Source organism: Janthinobacterium sp. BJB301, assembly GCF_002735685.1.
In the GTDB taxonomy this organism is placed as follows: domain Bacteria; phylum Pseudomonadota; class Gammaproteobacteria; order Burkholderiales; family Burkholderiaceae_D; genus Janthinobacterium; species Janthinobacterium lividum.
This window is the reverse complement of the sequence record NZ_PDZJ01000004.1, coordinates 300,621-320,961: the sequence shown is the minus strand read 5'-3', so window position 1 is coordinate 320,961 and position 20,341 is coordinate 300,621. Positions and strand designations below refer to the sequence as shown.

18 protein-coding genes are annotated in these 20,341 nt (G+C 63.5%); 4 read left to right on the top strand and 14 right to left on the bottom strand.

Features of this window, described 5'->3' with window-relative positions; translation table 11 throughout:
• Window positions 1-2: 2 nt before the first annotated feature.
• The 8 genes from CSQ91_RS23430 to CSQ91_RS23395 form a co-directional block, all read right to left on the bottom strand.
• Window positions 3-1,010, bottom strand: a complete 1,008-nt coding sequence (locus tag CSQ91_RS23430) for an ABC transporter permease (protein WP_070258483.1) — start codon at window positions 1,008-1,010, stop codon at window positions 3-5.
• The gene (locus tag CSQ91_RS23425; RefSeq protein WP_099389781.1) at window positions 991-2,478 is read right to left on the bottom strand and encodes a sugar ABC transporter ATP-binding protein; all 1,488 of its coding nucleotides are present in this window, start codon (window positions 2,476-2,478) and stop codon (window positions 991-993) included. The genes CSQ91_RS23430 and CSQ91_RS23425 overlap by 20 nt, the downstream gene beginning before the upstream one ends.
• Window positions 2,478-3,503 carry a LacI family DNA-binding transcriptional regulator gene (locus tag CSQ91_RS23420; RefSeq protein ID WP_083299687.1) on the bottom strand — a complete coding sequence of 342 codons (1,026 nt, stop codon included), beginning with the start codon at window positions 3,501-3,503 and terminating at the stop codon, window positions 2,478-2,480. The genes CSQ91_RS23425 and CSQ91_RS23420 overlap by 1 nt, the downstream gene beginning before the upstream one ends.
• Window positions 3,504-3,707: 204 nt before the next feature.
• The gene (locus tag CSQ91_RS23415) at window positions 3,708-4,619 is read right to left on the bottom strand and encodes a glycerophosphodiester phosphodiesterase (protein ID WP_099389780.1); all 912 of its coding nucleotides are present in this window, start codon (window positions 4,617-4,619) and stop codon (window positions 3,708-3,710) included.
• Window positions 4,594-6,198 carry a hypothetical protein gene (locus tag CSQ91_RS23410; protein ID WP_257217454.1) on the bottom strand — a complete coding sequence of 535 codons (1,605 nt, stop codon included), beginning with the start codon at window positions 6,196-6,198 and terminating at the stop codon, window positions 4,594-4,596. Before CSQ91_RS23410 ends, CSQ91_RS23415 begins: the two co-directional genes overlap by 26 nt.
• A 1-nt stretch (window position 6,199) precedes the next feature.
• On the bottom strand, window positions 6,200-7,057 hold the full coding sequence (locus tag CSQ91_RS23405) for a hypothetical protein (protein ID WP_099389779.1): 858 nt from the start codon (window positions 7,055-7,057) through the stop codon (window positions 6,200-6,202).
• 33 nt (window positions 7,058-7,090) lie between these two features.
• Window positions 7,091-8,134 (bottom strand): hypothetical protein, encoded by a 1,044-nt coding sequence (locus CSQ91_RS23400; protein ID WP_099389778.1) that lies wholly within the window; start codon window positions 8,132-8,134, stop codon window positions 7,091-7,093.
• Window positions 8,131-8,895, bottom strand: a complete 765-nt coding sequence (locus tag CSQ91_RS23395) for a hypothetical protein (protein WP_099389777.1) — start codon at window positions 8,893-8,895, stop codon at window positions 8,131-8,133. The genes CSQ91_RS23400 and CSQ91_RS23395 overlap by 4 nt, the downstream gene beginning before the upstream one ends.
• A 187-nt stretch (window positions 8,896-9,082) precedes the next feature.
• On the opposite strand from CSQ91_RS23395, the gene CSQ91_RS23390 reads away from it, so the two are divergent.
• From CSQ91_RS23390 to CSQ91_RS23375, 4 genes are all read left to right on the top strand, one after another.
• The gene (locus CSQ91_RS23390; RefSeq protein WP_170846402.1) at window positions 9,083-10,462 is read left to right on the top strand and encodes a caspase family protein; all 1,380 of its coding nucleotides are present in this window, start codon (window positions 9,083-9,085) and stop codon (window positions 10,460-10,462) included.
• Window positions 10,463-10,547: 85 nt separating this feature from the next.
• The gene (locus CSQ91_RS23385) at window positions 10,548-11,372 is read left to right on the top strand and encodes a hypothetical protein (protein ID WP_099389775.1); all 825 of its coding nucleotides are present in this window, start codon (window positions 10,548-10,550) and stop codon (window positions 11,370-11,372) included.
• A 35-nt stretch (window positions 11,373-11,407) separates the two neighbouring features.
• On the top strand, window positions 11,408-12,139 hold the full coding sequence (locus CSQ91_RS23380; RefSeq protein WP_099389774.1) for a hypothetical protein: 732 nt from the start codon (window positions 11,408-11,410) through the stop codon (window positions 12,137-12,139).
• A 46-nt stretch (window positions 12,140-12,185) separates the two neighbouring features.
• On the top strand, window positions 12,186-13,451 hold the full coding sequence (locus tag CSQ91_RS23375) for a DUF6445 family protein (protein WP_099389773.1): 1,266 nt from the start codon (window positions 12,186-12,188) through the stop codon (window positions 13,449-13,451).
• 209 nt (window positions 13,452-13,660) lie between these two features.
• Here the strand turns inward: CSQ91_RS23375 and CSQ91_RS23370 are convergent, their stop codons facing one another.
• The 6 genes from CSQ91_RS23370 to CSQ91_RS23345 form a co-directional block, all read right to left on the bottom strand.
• The gene (locus CSQ91_RS23370) at window positions 13,661-14,602 is read right to left on the bottom strand and encodes a LysR family transcriptional regulator (protein WP_034752932.1); all 942 of its coding nucleotides are present in this window, start codon (window positions 14,600-14,602) and stop codon (window positions 13,661-13,663) included.
• Between the two features lie 93 nt (window positions 14,603-14,695).
• Window positions 14,696-15,670, bottom strand: a complete 975-nt coding sequence (locus CSQ91_RS23365) for a glycoside hydrolase family 43 protein (RefSeq protein WP_099389772.1) — start codon at window positions 15,668-15,670, stop codon at window positions 14,696-14,698.
• A 4-nt stretch (window positions 15,671-15,674) separates the two neighbouring features.
• Window positions 15,675-16,649, bottom strand: coding sequence for a galactofuranose ABC transporter, permease protein YjfF (yjfF, locus tag CSQ91_RS23360; RefSeq protein ID WP_034783682.1), 975 nt, complete (start codon window positions 16,647-16,649; stop codon window positions 15,675-15,677).
• The gene (locus CSQ91_RS23355) at window positions 16,646-17,728 is read right to left on the bottom strand and encodes an ABC transporter permease (protein WP_099389771.1); all 1,083 of its coding nucleotides are present in this window, start codon (window positions 17,726-17,728) and stop codon (window positions 16,646-16,648) included. The genes yjfF and CSQ91_RS23355 overlap by 4 nt, the downstream gene beginning before the upstream one ends.
• Window positions 17,725-19,266: a sugar ABC transporter ATP-binding protein gene (locus CSQ91_RS23350; RefSeq protein ID WP_257217453.1), complete on the bottom strand. Its 1,542-nt coding sequence runs from the start codon at window positions 19,264-19,266 to the stop codon at window positions 17,725-17,727. The genes CSQ91_RS23355 and CSQ91_RS23350 overlap by 4 nt, the downstream gene beginning before the upstream one ends.
• Before the next feature lie 9 nt (window positions 19,267-19,275).
• Window positions 19,276-20,238: an ABC transporter substrate-binding protein gene (locus tag CSQ91_RS23345; protein WP_034783686.1), complete on the bottom strand. Its 963-nt coding sequence runs from the start codon at window positions 20,236-20,238 to the stop codon at window positions 19,276-19,278.
• Window positions 20,239-20,341 lie beyond the last annotated feature (103 nt).

Below are 20,341 nucleotides of genomic sequence, written 5' to 3'. Positions count from 1 at the left end.
TTTTATTTGCGGCCTCGCTGCAGGAAGGCGACGGCGATGATCACCACGCCTTGCACTGCGGCATTCAGGTAGACACTGATGATGCTGGTCAAATTCAGGATATTGCTGATCACGGACAAAAGGATGGCGCCGATCACGGTGCCGACGATGCGTCCCTCGCCGCCCTTCAGGGCCGTGCCGCCCACGACAACGGCGGCGATGGCTTCGAGTTCCCACAGCAAGCCCGTGGTCGGCGTAGCCGAGCCCAGGCGAGGCACGTACAGCACCGTGGCGATGCCCACGCAGACGCCCAGCAGCATATAGGTGGCGATCTTGACTCTATCAACATTGATGGCCGCATAGCGCGCCACTTGCTCGTTGGAACCGATCGCCTGCACGTGGCGGCCAAAGGTCGTGCGGTTGAGGATGATGGCGCCGGCCGCCGCCACGAACAGGAAAATCCAGATCGGTATCGGTGCGCCCAGCACGCTCGTGTAGTACACGGGGCTGTACAGTTCGGACAGGGTGGCGTCCAGAGTCAGCGCGCCGCCGTCGGCCAGGTACGTGAGCACGGCACGGAAGATGCCGAGGGTGCCCAGCGTCACGATGAACGGTTCAATATTGCCCTTGCTGATGAGCAAGCCATGCATCAGGCCAAAGCCCGCGCCAAGGATCAGCGCCATGGCGATGCCCAGCACCAGCATGGTGATCGGCGCCAGATTTCCTCCCGCACCTTGCGCCAGCGCATTCATGAAATAGATCATGCAGCCGGCGATCAGGGCCGCCATCGAGCCGACGGACAGGTCAATGCCGCCCGAGATAATCACAAAGGTCATGCCGACGGCGATGATGCCGATGAAGGCCGTGCGCGTGAGCACGTTCATCAGGTTGTCCAAGGTGGCGAAATCGCCATTGAGCAAGGTGCCCGCGATGCACAGGGCCAGCAGGCCCAGCACAGGGCCAAAGCCCTTGATGCGCGCGCCGAATCGAGCAATAGGGGATACGGTGGTATCAGTGCGTGCCGGTTGCATGGGCAATCAACTCCTCTTCAGTCAGGTGGTCAGCAGACAGGGTGGCTTGCAAGGTGCCGGCGCGCATCACGGCGACTCTGTGGCACAGGCCAATCATTTCGATCAGTTCGGATGAAATCACGATCACGGCGCGCCCTTCGGCGGCCAGGCGGTGGATCAAAAAGTAAATGTCGCGCTTGGCGCCCACGTCCACGCCGCGGCTCGGTTCATCGAGCACGACGACGCGCGGGTCGGAATGCAGGTATTTCGCCAGCGCCAGCTTTTGCTGGTTGCCGCCCGACAGCATGCGCACGCGGCTGTCCAGGTCCCCCGTGCGGATATTGAAGTCAAGCACCGCCTTGGCCAGCGCCGCTTTTTCCCCTGCCACATCGAGCCACGGCCGCGCATAGCGCTCCATCGTCATCATGGTGAGGTTTTCGCGCAAGCCCAGGTTCACATGCAGACCTTTTCCCTTGCGGTCTTCGCTCAGGTAAGTCATGCCGTGCTGCATGGCTTGTTTGGGCGTGCGGATATCCACGGGCTGGCCATTGAGATGGATCAACCCCGCGCTGCGTGGACGCAAGCCCAGCAAGGCCTCGAACGATTCCGTGCGCCCCGCGCCCACCAGGCCCGCCAAGCCCAGCACTTCGCCGGCGCGCACCTCGAACGACAGGTCTTTCGACCAGCCGGGCACGCAGAGGCCGTCGACCTTCAGGAGCACAGGAGCTTCTTTCGCCAGCGCCACCTTGGCCGGGAACATGTCGGACAATTCGCGCCCCACCATCAGGTTCGCCATCTGCTGGCGCGTCAGGCTGGCCGTCGGCTCGCGCGTGACGAAACGCCCGTCGCGCATGACGATGACCTCGTCCGTGTTGCGCTCGACTTCGTCGAGCTTGTGGGATATATACAAAATGGTCACACCGTCCGCTTTCAGCTGGGCCATGACGGTAAACAATCGTTGGGTTTCCGACGACGTCAGGGTGGCCGTCGGTTCGTCCATGATCAGGAAGCGGGCGCGGCGCGACAGGGCCTTGGCGATTTCCACCAGTTGCTTCTCGGCTACGATCAGGTCGCGGATTTTCGTGTCGGGCGAGACGTCCAGGCCCACCTGTTTCAGGTAGCGCGACGCTTCTTCCTGCATGGCGGCCTCGTCGAGCAGCCAGCCGCGCGTCTTTTCGTGGCCGAGGAACATGTTTTGCGCCACCGTCAGGTGTTCGGCCAGGTTGAATTCCTGGTGAATCAGCACGATGCCGGCGCTCTCCGCCGCGCGCGAGCTGCCAAAGCGCCGGGGCTGGCCATCGATCAGCAACTGCCCTTCGCTCACGGCCTCGTAGCCGGCGAGGATTTTCATCAGGGTCGACTTGCCGGCGCCATTTTCGCCCAGCAAGCCATACACGCGTCCTGGCGACAGGTTGAAACTGACGCCATGCAAGACGCGCACGGGGCCGAAATCCTTGCAGACCCCCTCGAAACCGACGGCAACGCTCACTATGCACTCCCTCGCAGAATTAATCGGTGTTGCAGCAGCACGCCCGGCACACTGGCCGCCGGGTCCGCCAGACGCTGCAGCAATAATCGCGCCGCCGTCTCGCCCAGTTCGCGCATCGGCTGGGCGATGGTGCTCAAGCCCGGGTCGATCTGCGCGGCGATGGCGATATCATCGAAGCCGATGACGGCCACGTCTTCGGGCACCCTTTTTTTCAGCTGGCGCAGCGCACTCAGCACGCCGATGGCCAGGGTGTCGGAGACGGCAAAGATGGCCGTGGGCGCATCCGGTCCCGCCATCATCCGCAAGGTGGCGGCCGTGCCTGCTTCGTAATCGAGGCTTTGCACCGTGTGCACCCACTGCGGCTGTACTGGCAGGCCGGCCGCCGCCAGGGCGTCCAGGTAGCCTTGCTGGCGTTGCCGCGCGTACAGATAGCGCTCGTCGGAGTTGATCAGGCCGATGCGCGTATGGCCGCGCGACAGCAGATGCGCGACGGCGTCGGAGGCGGCGCGGTGGTTGTCGATGCCGACATAGGGCACAGCCACGGCGGGATCGAATTCGCAACACGCCACCCACGGCAGGCTGACGGATTCATGTGACAGAGCATGCTGCACCGTGTCCGGATCGAGGCAGATGGCGCCATCGGCGCGGTGCATGCGCAGCAAGTCGAAATACGAGCGCTCGCGGCCCGCATCGGCGCCCGTGTCACACAGCAGCACAAAATAGCCGTGTTCGCGCGCCACCGTATCGATGCCGCGCACGATCTGCGCATAGAAGGGGTTGCCCACGTCGGGCACCATGGTGAGCAGCATGCGGCTCTCGGCCGTGCGCAGGCTGCGCGCCAGATGATTCATGCGGTAGCCGAGCGCGGCCACGGACGCCAGCACCTTGTCGCGCGTGGGCGCCCGCACCCCGGCCTGCTCGTTCATCACGCGCGAGACGGTGGCCACCGACACGCCCGCATGCGCGGCGACGGCGCTGATGGAGACGGTTTCTGTCGGCAATGGAGAAGGAACGGCTGCTGGCATGGCGCTTTTCAATAAAATGTAATCGATTACATTTATAAGCCAGTCGCGCGCCCGATGCAAACAATATCGATGCTGCAATGCGCAAAAAAGAGGCAGAAAGGCGGCACAAGAGTGGCCCTGCGCGGGCCGCCGCAAGCGGCTATTTCTGTGGCGGCGAGGTATTCTGCTGCACGGCAAAACGCCGTGTCGCAGATCAGGGAGCACTTATTTCATCATCGCGCAAAACGTCTCGGGATTGCCGTCAAGAATGACCCCGCTGGGCCAGCGGTGGCTGCGCTGCTGCGCGCGCAGCAAGGACGCGGCCAGGGCCGAGTCGCCATCGACGGCGTAGACGAAGACGGGCATGTTCAGGCTGGCGGCGTCGCCCAGCAGATTCGGATTGGCGTCCAGGCTGCGCGCATCCACGTGCACGCCGGTGGGCATGCCGATCTGCTGCTGCACGCGCTGCAGCCACGGCTTGTCCAGCTTGGGCGGGCGGGCATTTTTCGCGATATAGCGGCTGACCCGGTTGGCGCCGGCCGCCTGGGCATTGCGCGCGTCAAACACGAGCAAGCCCAGATAACCCTGCGGGTCGGCGCGGCGCGCGCACGCCAGGTTATTCGGCACGCCCGACGTCAAGAACCAGTTGCCGTGCTTGATGTTCGTACGCAACTGCGCCACCAGGGTGGCGATCGGCGCGCACGACGAGACGACATCCTTGATTTCCGCATTCAGGGTTTTCGCAGGGAAAGCCGTGGCCAGGTCGGCGACGTCGCTGACGAACGGCGGCGTTTCCGGCGTGGCCACGCCACGGTTCTTCATGCTGGCGGCGCGCCAGTCGTCGGCCGTCAGCTGCTTGACGGTGCGCGGCGATCCCGTGTCGACCACCCGGCCAGTCAACAAATCGTGGTGCACCACCCAGCTGCCATCGCCCAGCAGCTGCAAATCCGTCTCGACGCCGTCCCAGGTGCCGAAATACGTGTTGCGCAGCGCGCTCAGCGAGTTTTCCGGCGCGTTGCCGGCGCCGCGGTGGGCGTGCACCTTCATGCCCAGGCAATCGGCCTGTACCAACGTGCAGAACGTGCTGAGTAGCAATGCCAGCGCGGCCGCCTTATTTTTGTTGCGCGTGATAGCCATAGTGAATTCCCTGCAAAACGTGGATGCGGATCGCTTCGTTGACGGGGTAGCTGTAGCCCTGCCCCACCGCCACGACGTGCGTGATATTGGCCAGCAAGCCCTTGCCGGCGATTTGCCAGCGCGTGCTGTCGGGCTCGGGCTGGCGCGCCCAGTCCAGCATTTGCCCGAACAGCTCGCTGCGCGTGACGTTGTTGTCGAGAATGGACAGCATGCCCCAGCTGCCCGCAAAGGCGGTCGCCAGCACACCTGTGGCGATCCAGGCGGAACGGCGGCTCAGCTGTCCATCCGCACCCGCCTGCTCGCCACGGCGCATGGCCAGCAGCAATAATACGACGGTGGCGACCAGGTACAGCAATTTGGAAAAGTGGCCGATGGCGCCCAGCAGCGAGAAGAACAGGGCCACGGGCGGCACGATGGCGGCGCGCGCCGCTTCCTTGCCTTCATGGAAGAACCTGCCACCCGCTTCAAAGTCGGTGCGGCTGGCGCGGTATTCCACCAGTTTTTCCGCCGTCTGGCGATCGAGGAACTGCTCGAACAGGCGCCCGAACTCGGCAGGACTGGCATACGCTGGCTGCACCGTGGCGCCTGCAGGCAGTTTCAACGCTTCGCGCAATTCCGCCTGCACGCCAGGGCGCGCGACAAAGGCGGCAAACGGCAAGCCCGGCGGGATGCGTTCGCCGCGCACGGTGACGCCCTTGCTGGCCGCCTCGGCTGTGTAGCGGCGCTTGACGGCGGCGCGGAAGCCCCGCTCATCGTCGGTACGCCAGTTGGCGGGCACGGGGACTTTCTTGCGCACATTATTGACGACGGCCGCCTGGCGCCGCATCGGCACGGAATGCGGCTGCCAGCCACGCCGCGACAGGCTGCTCACGTATTCCTGCCACGAGGATTGCTGCTTGGCACGCAAACCGGCATCGCTGTCGGGAATGATGCCCGCATACAGCTCCCACTTGCCGGCCAGCTCGCGCATGGCTTCCTGATATTTGTCATAGTAACCGGACGGGCCGCCCGCCACCTGGCGCACGTTGGCACGCACCAGCTGCTCCTTGGCCGGCCCCATGCGCTCGTCAAGATGCCGCACCGACACGGCCAGGAAGGGGAACAGGGCCAGGAAGGACTTGCCTTCCGGCTTGGCGAACAGGGTCGGATCGTCGACCAGACCTTGCAGTTGCAGGCTGCCGCCTACCAGCGAGCGCTGCAGCAAGGTGGTGTTGAAGGCCATGCGGCGAAATTCCGCGTCGCGCGTATTGACCAGCACATTCACCGTGGCCTTCAGCACGCCGAAGACGACGCCGGCCGTGACCAGGCAGCAAACGATGATTTTTACCCAGCCAGGGCCGCTGCCATTGTTCTTCAGCCGGCGGCGCCACATCAGTTGCAGCACCACCAGCGCGGCGGCGATGCCGGACAGGCTGCGGCCATAAAATTCCACCCCTTCCACGTCTTCCGGCTTGACGTTGCCGCCCACCACGTCGAGCAGGCGGGCATTGAAGCCCAGCTCGAAGCACAGGTAAATGATCGTCAGGACGATCAGAATCAGGGTCTGCCGGATTTGCAGACTGCGCAAACTCGCGGCCATCTTATTTCCTCAAATCGATGACGACGGGCTTGATCTCTTCAGCCTGGAAGATCATCGGCGCCGCCGGAGCAGCCGCTGCGGCACGCGGCGCGGGCAGGCTGATGGCTGCGGGCGCCGCCGCCCTGGTCGGGGTGTCCTGGCGGCGCGCCTTGGCGCTGGCGCGGCTGCCCGCTTTCGGCGCGGCGGCAGGTGCCGGGGCCGATGCCGGGGCCGGTGGCGCCGGGATCACACGGCCGCTGTCGCTGCCGGGCATGGTGGCGATGGCGGGACCGGTGGCGCGCAAGGCGTCATCGGCAAACGGCTGCGCGCGCGTATCGACGCCGGGCGGCACGGCCACGCTGGCGTTGAGCAGGCGGTTGTCCGTGTAGATCATGCGCGACAGGCGGTTGTAGTTGGGGAAATCGATATTCAGCGATTTGGCGTCCGCCGCCAGCTCCACGCGGGGGCGGTCCTTGCAATTGCCGACCGTCCACTGCAGCACGTCCGTGCCCTGGAAGGCCAGCACTTCATAGCGGTAGGCGCAGCCGCGCTCCTGGGTTTCCACGATCACGACGGTGCGCTCGCCCACGTTTTCCACGCGCGCCACGCGGGCCGTGATGGCCTTGTCCAGCGGCACGACGCGGAACGCCTGCGACAGCTTGATCGAATACTTGCCCTTCGGATCCTTGCGCAAGGTGCCTTCCGTGCCGTCGCGCAGGCGGAAGGTGGAAATCGGCGTGCCGAACAGCTCGGCCGTATCCAGGCCCACCAGCACGCCGCCACGGCCATTCGGCGTCATGGCGCAGCCCGTCAACAGGACGCCGGCAGCCAGGCCCATGGCCAGTTTGCGCCAGTGCGCGGATGCAAAGTTCTTATACATTGTCATGCTCGATAACTTTCTCTTATTTCTGGGTCAGGGATTGATCACGGCCAGCGGATTGCCCGGGCCTGGCGGCGGCAAGACTTTCTGGCGGTCGCGCGACAGCAGGGTGAAGGCGCCCAGGGTGTCCGGCCCGGCGACGATTTCCAGCTGCTCGCGCTGCAGCCAGGTGCGGATTTCCGCCTCCGTGGCCTCGGCGCGGAACAGCACGCGCATGCGCACGCCCTTCTCGACGCCGCTGCCGCCATTGCGGAACTCCGCATGGTCGACGATGGCGCCCTCTTTCGGCAGGAACAGCCAGGCCGATTGCACCACCATCACGCTGGCGGCCACGGCCGTGACGATCTTCAGCCAGCGGTTCGCATTGGCTGCCTGCACAGGCCTCGATATCGGTGCCGTCGTTTGGGATGCGGCCGCATCGGCCGAAGCGATCTGCAATTGCTGCAGCCCCTGGCGCAGCAATTGCCGGTACGCCACGCGGCCATCCTTGCCCAGCTCGCTAGACAGCGGCGTGCCCGTCAAGACGTAATCGTCGCCGGGCAAGGCCACGCGGGCGATCACGCCCGGTGCCGCAGCTACCCCCGCCCCGTTCGCCCGGCCATGCGTTTCCAGCCAGCGCGCCGCCTGCAGGCGTTCCTGGCTGAACACGCCCAGGCAGGCACCCAGGTCCGTCACGGCCAGGGTCACCGGCATGTCGCACAGCACCAGGCCCGCGCGCGGATCGGCGGGCGCGTCGCGCTCCTCGACCACCAGGCCGCAGGCATCCGCATACGCCGTATCCGGCGTGACGAGCCAGCCGCGCCAGCGCTGCCGCGTGCTGTCCCAGGCGTCGAGCAGCACGGCGCCGAAGCCGGGACGGCGCGCCAGCAAGTGGATCTGTCCACCGGCGATGGGCCTTGCTGCCAGCGGTGCGGCGTCGCTGCGGCGCGCGAAGCGTTGCATCACGTGTTCCGGCACGGCGATGCCGCGCCAGTCGGGGATATCGCCCGCCACCTCGTCGTCCAGCACGTCGGTGGAAGACGGTGGCGACGGCAGGCGCGCGGCAACGATGGCCAGTGTGGGCGTCAATGCAGTCATGCCGATGGCCTTTCATCAGTATTCGGGTGGGTGGACACGGGGTCCATGTGCAGGGATAACGCGGCCACACATAAAATATCCAAAACTATTTGCGCCGCCTGCATGTCGCGCGCGGCCAAGGAGTCCCCCACGCGCAGCTTGAGCAGGCTCAAGACCCAGCTGCCCAGCAAGGTGGCGCGGTGGGCCGGCTCGACGATCTGGCGTCCCGCGCTGGCAGGATCGTCCTTCTGCCTGTGCACCAGGCCCAGCTTGCCGCCGTGGTAATGCGCGGAAGCGATCTGCTCGGCCAGTTCCTTGACGGGCATGCCGCCGCAACCGCAATGGCGCAGCAGCAGGATCAAGTCACGCGGCAAGGTGGTAATAAAACCGTCTGCCGCCTCGCGCACCTGCTGTGGCGTGAGCCGGTAATCGCGCAGCGCTTCCGCATAGGCGTCGGGTGCGCGCAGTTCGCAGCCTTCTTGCGCATCGGCATCCTCCTCGATGCGCTGCTTGCGCAGCTGGTCGATGATGAAGCGCTTGAAGTACAAAAACAGGGCGCCGACGTGGTGAGGCGCCGCGTCACTATCGCTGTGGAGGACTTTTTCAATGAAAAACTGGTGGCGCAAGTCGGCCAGTGAATCGCCCAGCGACGCCGCCTCGCGCGGGCGGCATGGCGTCAGCGCGGCGATGACGCGCTGGTAAAACTCGCCCAGTTCGCCTTGTGTCAGCTGCGGGCGGCGGGTCCAGAAAGCATGAATCCGTTCAAATTGTTCCGATTGCACAGCCGGTCCGATCGTGTGTTGGGGCGGCGCGCGCCACTGGCCGGGAGCGAGGCTGGCCGGTAAAGAGGAAATACGCTGGACAACAAGACAAACTTGTCAGTCAGGTAAAATGCATTTAAGCAATTTTCTCATACCGTACTGGAAATCGCTAACTTTTGTTACTCACACGACAATCCCCGAGACCCCGATGCATCGCCTGATTCCCCTGTTTTTGAGCCTCATCTTTTTACTCTGCGGCAATGTCGTGCAAGCGGCCGTGGGCACCGCTGCCAGCGGTTCCGGCAAGCGCATCGCCCTGGTGATCGGCAACGCAGCCTATCCGCAACCCTTGCTGAACCCCGTGAACGATGCACGCGCCATGGCCGAGCGCTTGCGCCGCCTGGGCTTTGAAGTGCTGTTGCGCACGGACATCAATGCGGCGCAGCTGCAAAAGGCCTCGGCCGAGTTTTCCACACAGGCGCGCGGCGCCGATATCGCCCTCGTGTTTTACGCGGGCCACGGCGCGCAGGCGGGCGAAGCCAATTATGTGCTGCCGCTGGGCGCGAACATGAATGCGCTCAGTGCGGCCGCCATTGCCGCGCAGGGCGTGTCCGTTTCCAGCCTGGCGGGCGACTTGCAGCGCACGGGCGCGCGCGGCGCCGTGCTGATCCTCGACGCTTGCCGCCAGGAATATACGCGCGGCGGCGCCGTGGTGGCTCCCGGCGGCGGCAATGCGGCCAGCCATGGCTTTGCCGACACGCAAGCACCACGCGGCGTGGTGATCGCCTATTCGGCCGGCCCCGGCGCCCTGGCGCGCGATTTCTGGTCGCCTGATTCGCGCAACAGCCCCTACACGAGCGCCCTGCTCGACGCGCTCGACGCACCGGGCCTGTCCATGGGCGACGTGTTTTCGCAGGTGGCGGCACGGGTCGCCGCCATGACGCACGACGTGCAAAAGCCCCGCGTGTCGTTTGGCGAAACGTCGGCACGGCTGGTGCTGAACATGGGCAGCGGCAAGGGCGTCAGCCCGCCGGCGCCGGGCGTACTGGCATCGGGCAACAACGGCATGCGGGCGCCTGCCCCGACGGTGGAGAAGCCTGCCGCACCCGGTGCCAAGGTGTGGCCAGGCAACGTGCTGCAAGACATCAACTATGAAATCCGCATGCAGATCGCGGCCCGTCCGTTTCCCCGCCAGCAACTGGAAAAGCGCGCGCGCGGCGGCGACCTGGTGGCGCTGACGGCCCTCGGCTATGGCATCGGCGGCGGTGATGCGGGTGTGAAACAGCCGAAGGCGGGCATGCAGTGGCTGGAAAAAGCCGCCGCGAAAGACTTTCCGATTGCCCAGACCTATCTGGCGGAATTGCTGATGGTCAAAGGTGACCCAGCCTCGCTGAAACGGGCCGGCGTGCTGCTGGACGCCGCCTCGCAGGCCGGCTACACGGCCGCGCACGCGTATAAATTCGACCTGGCGCGGCGCACGGGCGCGCCGCCGCAGGATGCTGCCCGGCATTTGCAGGACGCCTTCATGGGCTTGATGAAGGATTACCAGGGCGCCGCCAAGGACCTGATGCAGCCGCCGAAAAAATAATTCAAAATAATTTTGGATTTCCCTGAACTGCCCCCGTTATCCGTGGGTACATGCAATACAGCATGACAGTGACCAGGGAAATCCCATGCAACCATCCAGCCCAGCAGCAACCATTACCACCGGCCAACGGGGCCGCATCCTCGCCTACCAACCGAGCGGACAAGGTTCCGTCAGCGTGGCCGGCATTCAACATGCCTTCGACGTGGCCACGCATTGGCGTTCGGACGTGGCGCCCGCCATCAATGCCGTCGTCGACGTGCGCTTCGATGACGCAGGCAGCCTCGCCACGGTCAGCGCCGTGGCAACGCAGCAACTGGCGCAGGAAGAGATGGCCGGCGCGGCCAAGCTGGCGCGCGACAAGGGCCAGCAGCTGTGGGGCCAGGCCGTGTCCGCCCTAGGCATCAAGGTGCTGGCCAGCCTGGGCGTCTTGATCGCCGGCGCCTTTGTCTTCAACATCATCGGCATCCGCCTGTTCGCCTCCGTTTCGCGCACCTATTGGCAGCTGCTGGGCCTGTCCGCCGACAGCCTGGAAAGCTTTGCCCGCGATGGCGGCGGCGGTTTTACCTCAGCACAATTCTTCTTCCTGCTGGCCATTGCCGCCTGCTGCGCCACCATGGCCAGTAACCACCCGAAAGCGGCGCTGGGCAAGTGCGCGCCGCTGCTGTTCGTCGTCATCCACAGCAGCTTGCTGTTCATCAAGATCAAGGGCGCCGTCAGCGACGCGGGCAACGCCATGGGCGGCATCATGGGCAGCCGCGCAGCCCGCATGGCCGAGCAGATGGCCAGCGAAATGCTGGGGCAAGTGTGGCAAGGGCTCTCGTTCGGCATCGGCTTTTACCTGGTGCTGGCGTCTTCCATCGTCCTGGCCGCTTACGGCCTTGGAGAATACAAACGCAAAACTGTCGGCTAAGTCACCTCTTACACACCCACACTGAAGGAAATACCATGAACCGCACTTTCCCCGCCCTGCTCGCCATCGCCGTGCTCCTGTCCGCCTGCGGCAAGACGGATAACGCCACACCAGCCGCCTCTGCCCCCGTCGCCGCGAATGTCGCGGACCTGGCCGCCAAGGCGCAGGTAAAAGCGGCCGCCGCCAGCCTGCCGCAAGCGGACGCCGCCACGCCAACGTCCAGCTATGTCGACATCACCAGCGGCAACCAGTTGATGTACAGCTACATCGCCCTGTCTGGCGTGCCGCCCGACTATGCGGCCGTGGCGCAGCGCATCTCGCGCGAATATGCGGGCAGCAACGATGCCTTCCGCAAGCAGGAAGTGCTCGATGCCCTGAAACCGCAGATCGACGCCAAGGTCAGTGAAGCGAAAACCAGGCGCTACCTGCGCTACCAGATCAATGGCCAGGGCGCGCTGTCGCCGTACGCCATGGACAAGGCCGCCTTCCCCGCCAAGTTCGCCGAAGCGGGCACGTATTACTACATGTACGACAACGGCGACTACAAGCTGGCGTTCACGAATGGCGACGGTTATTCGCTGCTGAAGGTGGATCAGGAGGCGGCGCGCAAGATCGAGGCGGCGCGCAGCGGCTACAAGGACTTCGCCATCGTCGTGTACGCCTACGCGCAGGAAGCGGACATGGCCAGCCATCAGGTCAAGGCGCAGATCGTCAAGGTGGCGATCAAGCTGAACGGAGAAGAAATTCCCGTCAGCCAGGCGCAGTAGAACGGGCTCGGTTACACTGTTCGCCACATTGCATCGGGATAGCGACATGGGCGAACAGACACTGGCGGAACAACATCTGGCAAACGGGCAACGGCTGCAGCAGGCGGGCAAGCTGATCGAGGCGATCAACGCCTACCAGGCCGCCCATAAACTGAACCCGGCCCTGGCCGAAGCACAGCATTTCCAGGGCCTGGCGATGCTGGAGCTGGGTCAGGGCGCCATCGGCCTGGGCCTGTTAAAACTGTCGCTCAAGCAACAGCCCGACAATGCCCTGTTCCACTACAACCTCGGTAATGTGCTGCGCGGCACGGACAACGAGGCGGCGCTGGCCAGCTACGCCACGGCGGCGCGGCTGGCGCCGCACGAACACGATTTCGCCATCAGCCATGCCGAATTGCTGATGGGCAAACAGCAACTGGCGGATACCATCGCCGAGCTGGAACGGGCCCACGCCCTGCGTCCGCAGCGCTGGCAAACCCTGCAGGGACTGGCCGAGCTGTATTACCGCACGGGACAGCAGGAACTGGCGCTGGCCCGCTACGCGCAAGGCCTGGCGCTGCATCCTGCGCTGGCGCAGACGTGCTGCATCGGCTTTGCCAGTCCGCAAGCGGAACAGGCAGAGACATTGACGCCGCTCAATGTCGCTGACACCCTGCACGATTTTATCCGCGAAACGGACTTGCACATCCTCGACGATTTCCTGCCCGACCCGGCCGCCTGGCGCGCGCAGGCGCTGGCGTTGCCGTTCGAGCAGCAGCGCTATGCGGGACAAAACTATCCGGGCAGCCAGACGGCGGGCCAGCCCAGCCAGGCCATCATGGAGCGCATCGCCACGGCCCTGGGCCGCCCCATCCGTTTTATTTCGCCCGACAATGGCTCGTACCGCCTCAGCTATGCGGACGCGATGGCGCGCACGGATATCCACGTGGACAATGAGACGGGCAACAATTTCAATTTCTATGCGGGCGTGCTGTATCTGAACCCGCCCGAGCAGTGCCAGGGCGGCACCACGTTCTGGCGCCACCAGCCCAGCGGCTGGTACCGGAGACTGCCCGAGGCGGACGTGAAAGCGGGCGGCTATGCCAGCTTCAAGGATTTCCAGAAGCGCTGGCTGCCGAACAGTAAAGTACAGAAATTCAACGACTTGCAGGAACAGCGCGACAGTTGGCAAGCGCTGCTGGAAGTGCCCATGCGCCACAACCGCCTGATCGTGTACAAGGGACATTACTTTCACTCGATCAGCAATGTGTTTGGCGACACGCCGAAGAATGGGCGACTGGTGCAGCTGTTTTTCTTTGAGGTACCCGATTAAGCATGCTGCGCGGGTATTGTCGGATTACGCCCTGCGGGCTAATCCGACCTACCTGTCTTTTTTGAAGTGCCCGATTAATTGGCGGTAAAAATCCCCGAAGTTGGTGACGGCGCCGAAGAAAATGTTCAGGGCCAGGCGCCGTGCCGCAGGCAGTACGAATGTACGACAAGGCACGGCAACAACGCCATGGACGTTTTATTGGGTGATCGTCAATACATGTCCGCAGCGGTCGCCCGCACAGCTTTGAGCAGCATATCCGCCCCCGGCGACAGCAAATGATCCTGCTGGCGGATGATGCCGAAGGCATCCATCTTGCACGGCAGCTCGATGGGCAAAATGCTCAGCACGTTCAACGATTCATAGTAGTGCGCCACTTCCGTCGGCATCACGTGCAGCGAGTCCGTTTGCTGCAGCAAGGACGTAATCAGCAGCAAAGCGGTCGTGTCGACCACGTCGACAGGCGGCTCCTGTCCCGCGCGACGGAACATCATGTCGAAGCGGTGGCGCAGGATGCTGCCTTGCGGCGGCAAGATCCACGGCTGGCCCGCCAGGTCCTTCAGTTGCAAATTCTTGCGCGACAGCAGCGGATGGCCATTGCGCGCCACGGCGCTGGCCGGCTCTTCCGTCAATTCCTCGTAGATGAGGCCGGCGCTGCTTTCCTTTTCCAGGATGCGCCCGATCATGAAGTCCAGGGTGCCATGCTGCAGCATGTCCATCAGGGTATTGCTGTGCTCAAGGTGCACGCCGATGCGCATCAGCGGCGCCTGCTGCTTGATGCGGGCGATCGCGCGCGGCAGCAAGGCCATGGCCGGCGTCATGATGACGCCCACTTCCACCTGGCCCGTCAAGCCCGACTTCAGGGCGACGATATCGTCATGCGCCAGCGACAGGCTCGTCAGGGCCATGCGCGCGTGGCGTATCATCGTCTCGCCGTAGATGGTCGGTTCCATGCCGCGCGGCAACCTGTCGAACAGGCGCACGTCCAGCATCTCTTCCAGGTCCTTGATTTGCTTGGACGCCGCCGGCTGCGTCATGTGCAATTCTTCCGCCGCGCGGTGGATGTTGCGCTGCTCGTCAAGGGCGATCAACAGCAGCAATTGCCGCGTCTTCAGGCGGGCTCGCAAGAACCAGTTGGGGTTGAGGGTATCCATGAATAAATCATATCATGATCGATATCGGTTCTAACTCAATATCGATGTTATAGATATCGGTGTGTCTCCTTTTTGTGCGTAGTCAACGAGCGTTCAGGATGCCTTGCAGGCGGCGCTGGGATTGGCGGCCGGGCCAGCCGTCTGCTGGATGAATTCAATGGTGCCGTCGGGCTTGTATTTCAGCTCCTCAACTGCCACGGAGCGCCGGTATTCTCCGCCGCCGGGCAATTTATCGTTGTGATAGAAGATGTAGGACTTGCCGTTGAATTCGATGATGGCCTGGTGTATGGTTTTCACGACGGCATTCTTGTCCATGATGGTGCCGCGGAAATGCCAAGGACCTGTCGGCGTCGGTCCCGTCGAATACGCCGTTTCTTCCGGGAAGTTGCGCGAGTACGATAAATAATACGTGCCGGCATGCTTGTGCATGTAGGCCGCTTCCGTGAACGCATCCATGCCGAAGGTCAGGATCGGGCCGTCCAGCTCCGTCATGTTCGCTTTCAGCTTGGCGTATTTCAAGACCGTGTTGCCCCAGTAAATATAGGCCTGGCCGTCCGTATCGATGAAAACGGCCGGATCGATGTCATCCCAGGGAATGGCCGTCTGCTTCGTCATGTCGTTCGTGATCAGGGCGCTGCCGCGCGCATCGACGAACGGCCCGGTCGGGCTGTCGGACACGGCCACGCCGATGGCCTTGCCGGCGATGGTCTTGTGGTCGACGGTCGAATAAAAATAGTATTTGTTGCCGCGCTTGACGATGTCACCGGCCCAGGCATCCTTGCCGGCCCACGCGAAGGTGGAAAAGCGCACGGGCGAGCCGTGGTCCGTCCAGTTCGCCATATCGCACGAGGAATACACGCGCCACTCGTTCATGCGGTAATCCGTATCCGTGGCGCTCGCTTCATCGTGGCCGACGTACAGGTACACCCTGCCATTGTCGACCAGCGCGGCCGGGTCGCCCGTGTAGATATTTTTCACGATGGGGTTGGCCGCCTGCACGCCGAATGGGGCGCAGGCGAGCGCCGCCGCCATGCCGATGGCTGCGGCAAGTGTGTGTTGCTTGAACATCAGATTAACTCCCGTTGGTATTTTTCTGGCCCATGGCCATCAGTCTTTGCACGACGCAAAAGACAAACAGCAGGCCGCCGATGACGATCTTGGTCCACCACGAGCTGAGCGTGCCGTCGAAGGCGATCAGGGTCTGGATGGTGCCCAGCACGAGCACGCCCGACAGCGCACCCGCCACGTAACCATAGCCGCCGCTGAGCAGGGTGCCGCCGATGACAACGGCGGCAATCGCGTCCAGTTCCGTGCCTTGCGCATGCAAGCCATAGCCGGACAGCATGTAGAACGAAAACAGCACGCCGCCGAGCGAGGCGCAGAAACCGCTGAAGGCATAGATCAGCACCTTGGTGCGGCCGACAGGCAGCCCCATCATCAAGGCCGACTGTTCATTGCCGCCGATCGCATACACGGCGCGGCCGAACGGCGTGGCGTGCGCCAGCCAGATGGCCAGCAGCAAAGTGACCACGGCGATCACCACGCCCGGCGAGACAAAACCACCGAGAAATTGCAACTGCGTCTGCGACATGGCGACGAACAGCGGATCATCGATGGTGATGGAGTTGATGCTGATCAAGTAGCACAGCCCGCGCGCCAGAAACATGCCGGCCAGGGTGACGATGAACGGCTGCAATTTGAAATAATGGATCAGCGCGCCCATGCTGGCGCCAAATACGGTGCCCAGCGCCAGCACGGTGGCGATCACCAGCAGCGGCGGCCAGTGCGCCACGTTGAGCAGCCAGGCGGCGATCATGGTCGACAGGGCCAGCACGGAACCGACGGACAGATCGATGCCGCCGGACACGATGACGAAGGTCATGCCGACGGCGATGACGAGCAAAAAGGCGTTATCGATCAATAAGTTAAAAATGACCTGCGTCGATAGCAGGCCCGGGTAGGCGGCGCCGCCCAGGCCCAGCATCACCACCAGCAGCAAGACCGTGACGAGCGAGGTGAAATACGGGGTGTGCAGCAAACCCTTCATGCTTTTCTCCGATGCAGCAATTGCTTGAATTCCGACGATTGCGACAGGCAGACGAGGAAGACGACGACCGACTTGACGACCATGTTGACTTCCGGCGGCACGCCCAGCGAATAAATCGTGTAGGTCAGGGTCTGGATGATGAGCGCGCCGATCATGCTGCCGACTAAGCTGAACTTGCCGCCAGCAAGGGACGTACCGCCCAGGGTCACGGCCAGGATGGCGTCCAGTTCCAGCATCAAGCCCGCGTTGTTCGCGTCGGCGCTCTTGATGTTCGAGCTGATCATCAGGCCCGACAGCCCCGCGCAGGCGGCGCAAAACACGTAGACGAAGAAGATCAGGGTCGCCGTCTTGATGCCGGCCAGGCGCGCGGCGACGGGATTGATGCCGACGGCCTGGATGAACAGGCCCAGCGCCGTCTTGCGCATCAGCACGGCCGTGATGAGGAACACGGCAGCGACGAGAAACAGGGAAAACGGCAAGCCGAACAGGTAACCGCTGCCGATGAAAAAGAAGGGCTGGTAGTAGACGGTGACGATCTGCCCATCCGTCAACAGTTGCGCCAGGCCGCGCCCCGCCACCATCAGGATCAGGGTAGCGACGATGGGCTGCAAGCCCAGGCTCGCCACCAGCACGCCATTCCAGGCGCCGCACAGCAAGGCCGCGCCCAGGGCTGCCGCCAGGGCCCAGCCCATGGGAATGTTGCTCACATACGCAGGAACGCCATTTTCCATCACCATGGTGCCGCCGATCAGCATGGCGGCCACGGTGCCGGACAGGGCCACGACGGCGCCCACGGAAATATCGATGCCGCGCGTGGCGATCACCAGGGTCATGCCCAAGGCCGCCAGCATCAGCGGTGCGGCACGGTTGACGATGTCGATCACGCTGCCGTACAGGTGACCGTCGCGAATTTCCAGATGAAAAAAGCCGGGGATGGCGAAGAAGTCGACCAGCAGCAGCAAGAACAGCGCGGCCAGGGGCCGGCTCAGGGGGTGATGCAAGACACTCTGCAACATGGAAGCATTCGTAAGGGAAGCCGCACGCGCCAGTGGTGCGCTCGATGGCGTGGATAAACTCATGTGGCGTCTCCGGCGATCACTTGCAGCACGGAACTGTCGTCCAGCTCGCCGCGCGCATAGTCGCCGCAGGCCTTGCGGTCACGCATGACGACGATGCGGTCGCTGCAGCGCAGCACTTCCGGCAGTTCGGACGAGATGAACAGGATGGCCATGCCCTTGCGGCACAGCTTGCTTACATAGCTCATGATTTCCTGCTTGGCGCGCACGTCGATGCCGCGCGTCGGTTCATCGAGGATCAGCATGGCGGGCGACGTCACCAGCCAGCGCGCCAGCAAGGCTTTCTGCTGATTGCCGCCCGACAGGCTGCCGATGGGGGTTTCGATGCTGGCCGTCTTGATGCCGAGCGCTTTCACATATTCGTCGGCCAGCGCCTGCTGGCGTTTGAACGGGATGGCGCGCAGCAAGCCCGTGCGGGCCTGCAAGGCCAGGATGATGTTTTCGCGCACGGACAGCGACAAAATCGCGCCCTCGTGCTTGCGGTCTTCCGAGCAAAAGCCGATGTCCCGGGCAATCGCATCGCGCGGCACGCTGAAGTGGCGTGGCTGGCCCTGCATGGTGATCGTGCCGGAATCGGCCTTGTCGGCGCCAAACAGCAGGCGCGCCAGTTCCGTGCGGCCCGAACCGAGCAAGCCGGCCAGGCCCAGCAATTCACCCTGGCGGATGTGGAAATCCATGGGCAGCAAGGCGCCCTTGCGGCCCAGTCCCTGCGCTTCGAGCACCGTCGGACCAAAGCTGGCGGCGCCCGCGTCTTGCGCCAGATCAAGCTCTTGCGCCACGGTGTCGGCCGCCACGCCGATCATCTTGTTCACCAGCGCCAGGCGCGACAGCTCGCTGCACGCATACTCTCCCTCGCGCTCGCCATTGCGCATGACGGTGATGCGGTCGGAAATGGCATACGTCTGGTCGAGGAAATGGGTGACGAACAGAATCGCCATGCCCTGCTCGCGCAGGCGGCGCAGCACGGAAAACAGCAGATTGACTTCCGCCTCGTCCAGGCTGGACGTGGGTTCATCGAGGATCAGCACGCGGGCCGAAATATTCAGCGCGCGCGAAATGGCCACCATTTGCTGGATGGCCAGCGGAAAGCTGGACAGTTGCGCCGTGACATCGATATCGATCTGCAATTGCTGCAGCAAGGCACGCGCCTGTTGCTGCATGCCACGCCAGTCGATAGCGCCAAAGCGGCGCGGATAGCGGCCGATAAAGATATTTTCCGCCACCGACAGGTTCGGGCACAGATTGACTTCCTGGTACACGGTGCTGATGCCCAGTCCCTGGGCATCCGAGGTGGACGCGGGCGCAATGGGCTTGCCATCGAGCAAAATCTGGCCGCTGTCGGGCGTGTAGACGCCCGTCAGCACCTTGATCAGGGTCGATTTCCCGGCACCATTCTGTCCCATCAAGGTGTGCACTTCACCCGGATACAGGCGCAGGGCTACGTCGCTGAGGGCTTTGACGCCGGGAAAGGACTTGCTGATGCCGCGCAACTCCAGCAAGGGAGCTGGCGCGGCATTGTGTTTCACTTGCGTCTTCATCATGCGGCAAGCTTAGTACTTACGGTTCGGGAATTCCTTGGCGGCCACCTCGGCAGGGAACACGCCTTCCACCGTCGTGATACGCGCTGGCACGGGCTTGCCGGCCACCACATCGCGGGCGATGGACATCAGTTGCGGACCCAGCAGCGGGCTGCACTCGACGGTCACGTTCAGCTTGCCGGCGATCATGGCCTCGAACGCGCCTTTGACGCCATCGATCGAGATGATGATGATGTCCTTGCCCGGTTTCATGCCCGCTTCTTCGATGGCCTGGATGGCGCCGATGGCCATGTCGTCATTGTGCGCGTACAGCACGTTGATCTTCTTGCCTTCGGCCTTCAGGAAGGCTTCCATCACTTCCTTGCCCTTGGCGCGCGTAAAGTCGCCCGTTTGCGAACGGATGATCTTCATCTTCGGATTCTTGCCCACCACTTCCAGGAAGCCCGCCTTGCGGTCGATGGCCGGGGCGGAGCCCACCGTGCCCTGCAGCTCGACGATGTTCAGGGTGGCGTCCGGGGTTTTCTTGGCATGCTCGAGCAGCCATTGGCCGGCGCGGCGGCCCTCTTCCACGAAATCGGAACCGATGAAGGTCACGTACAGCGATTTATCGGCCACGTTGACGGCGCGGTCCGTCAGGATGACGGGAATCTTGGCAGCCTTGGCTTCGCGCAAGACGGTATCCCAGCCCGACTCAACGACCGGCGAGAAGGCGATGACGTCGACCTTTTGCGCGATGAACGAGCGCAGCGCCTTGACCTGGTTTTCCTGCTTTTGCTGGGCATCGGCAAATTTCAGGGTAACGCCATCTTTCTTGGCGGCATCCTTGATGGAGACGGTATTGGCGGTGCGCCATTCGCTTTCGGCGCCCACCTGCGAAAAGCCCATGACGAGGGGCTTGGCGGCGAAAGCGGAAGAAGTAGCGGACAGTGCGAGCAGCATGGCGCTGGCGAGGAGTGTGCGGCGTGTCAATTTCATTCTTGTCTCCAGTTTTTTTGGAATACCATCACAGCCGGATGCCGGATGGGCGGTTTTTTATGAACTCATGGTAGGAGAAAGCAACATAGCCATCCAATCAATT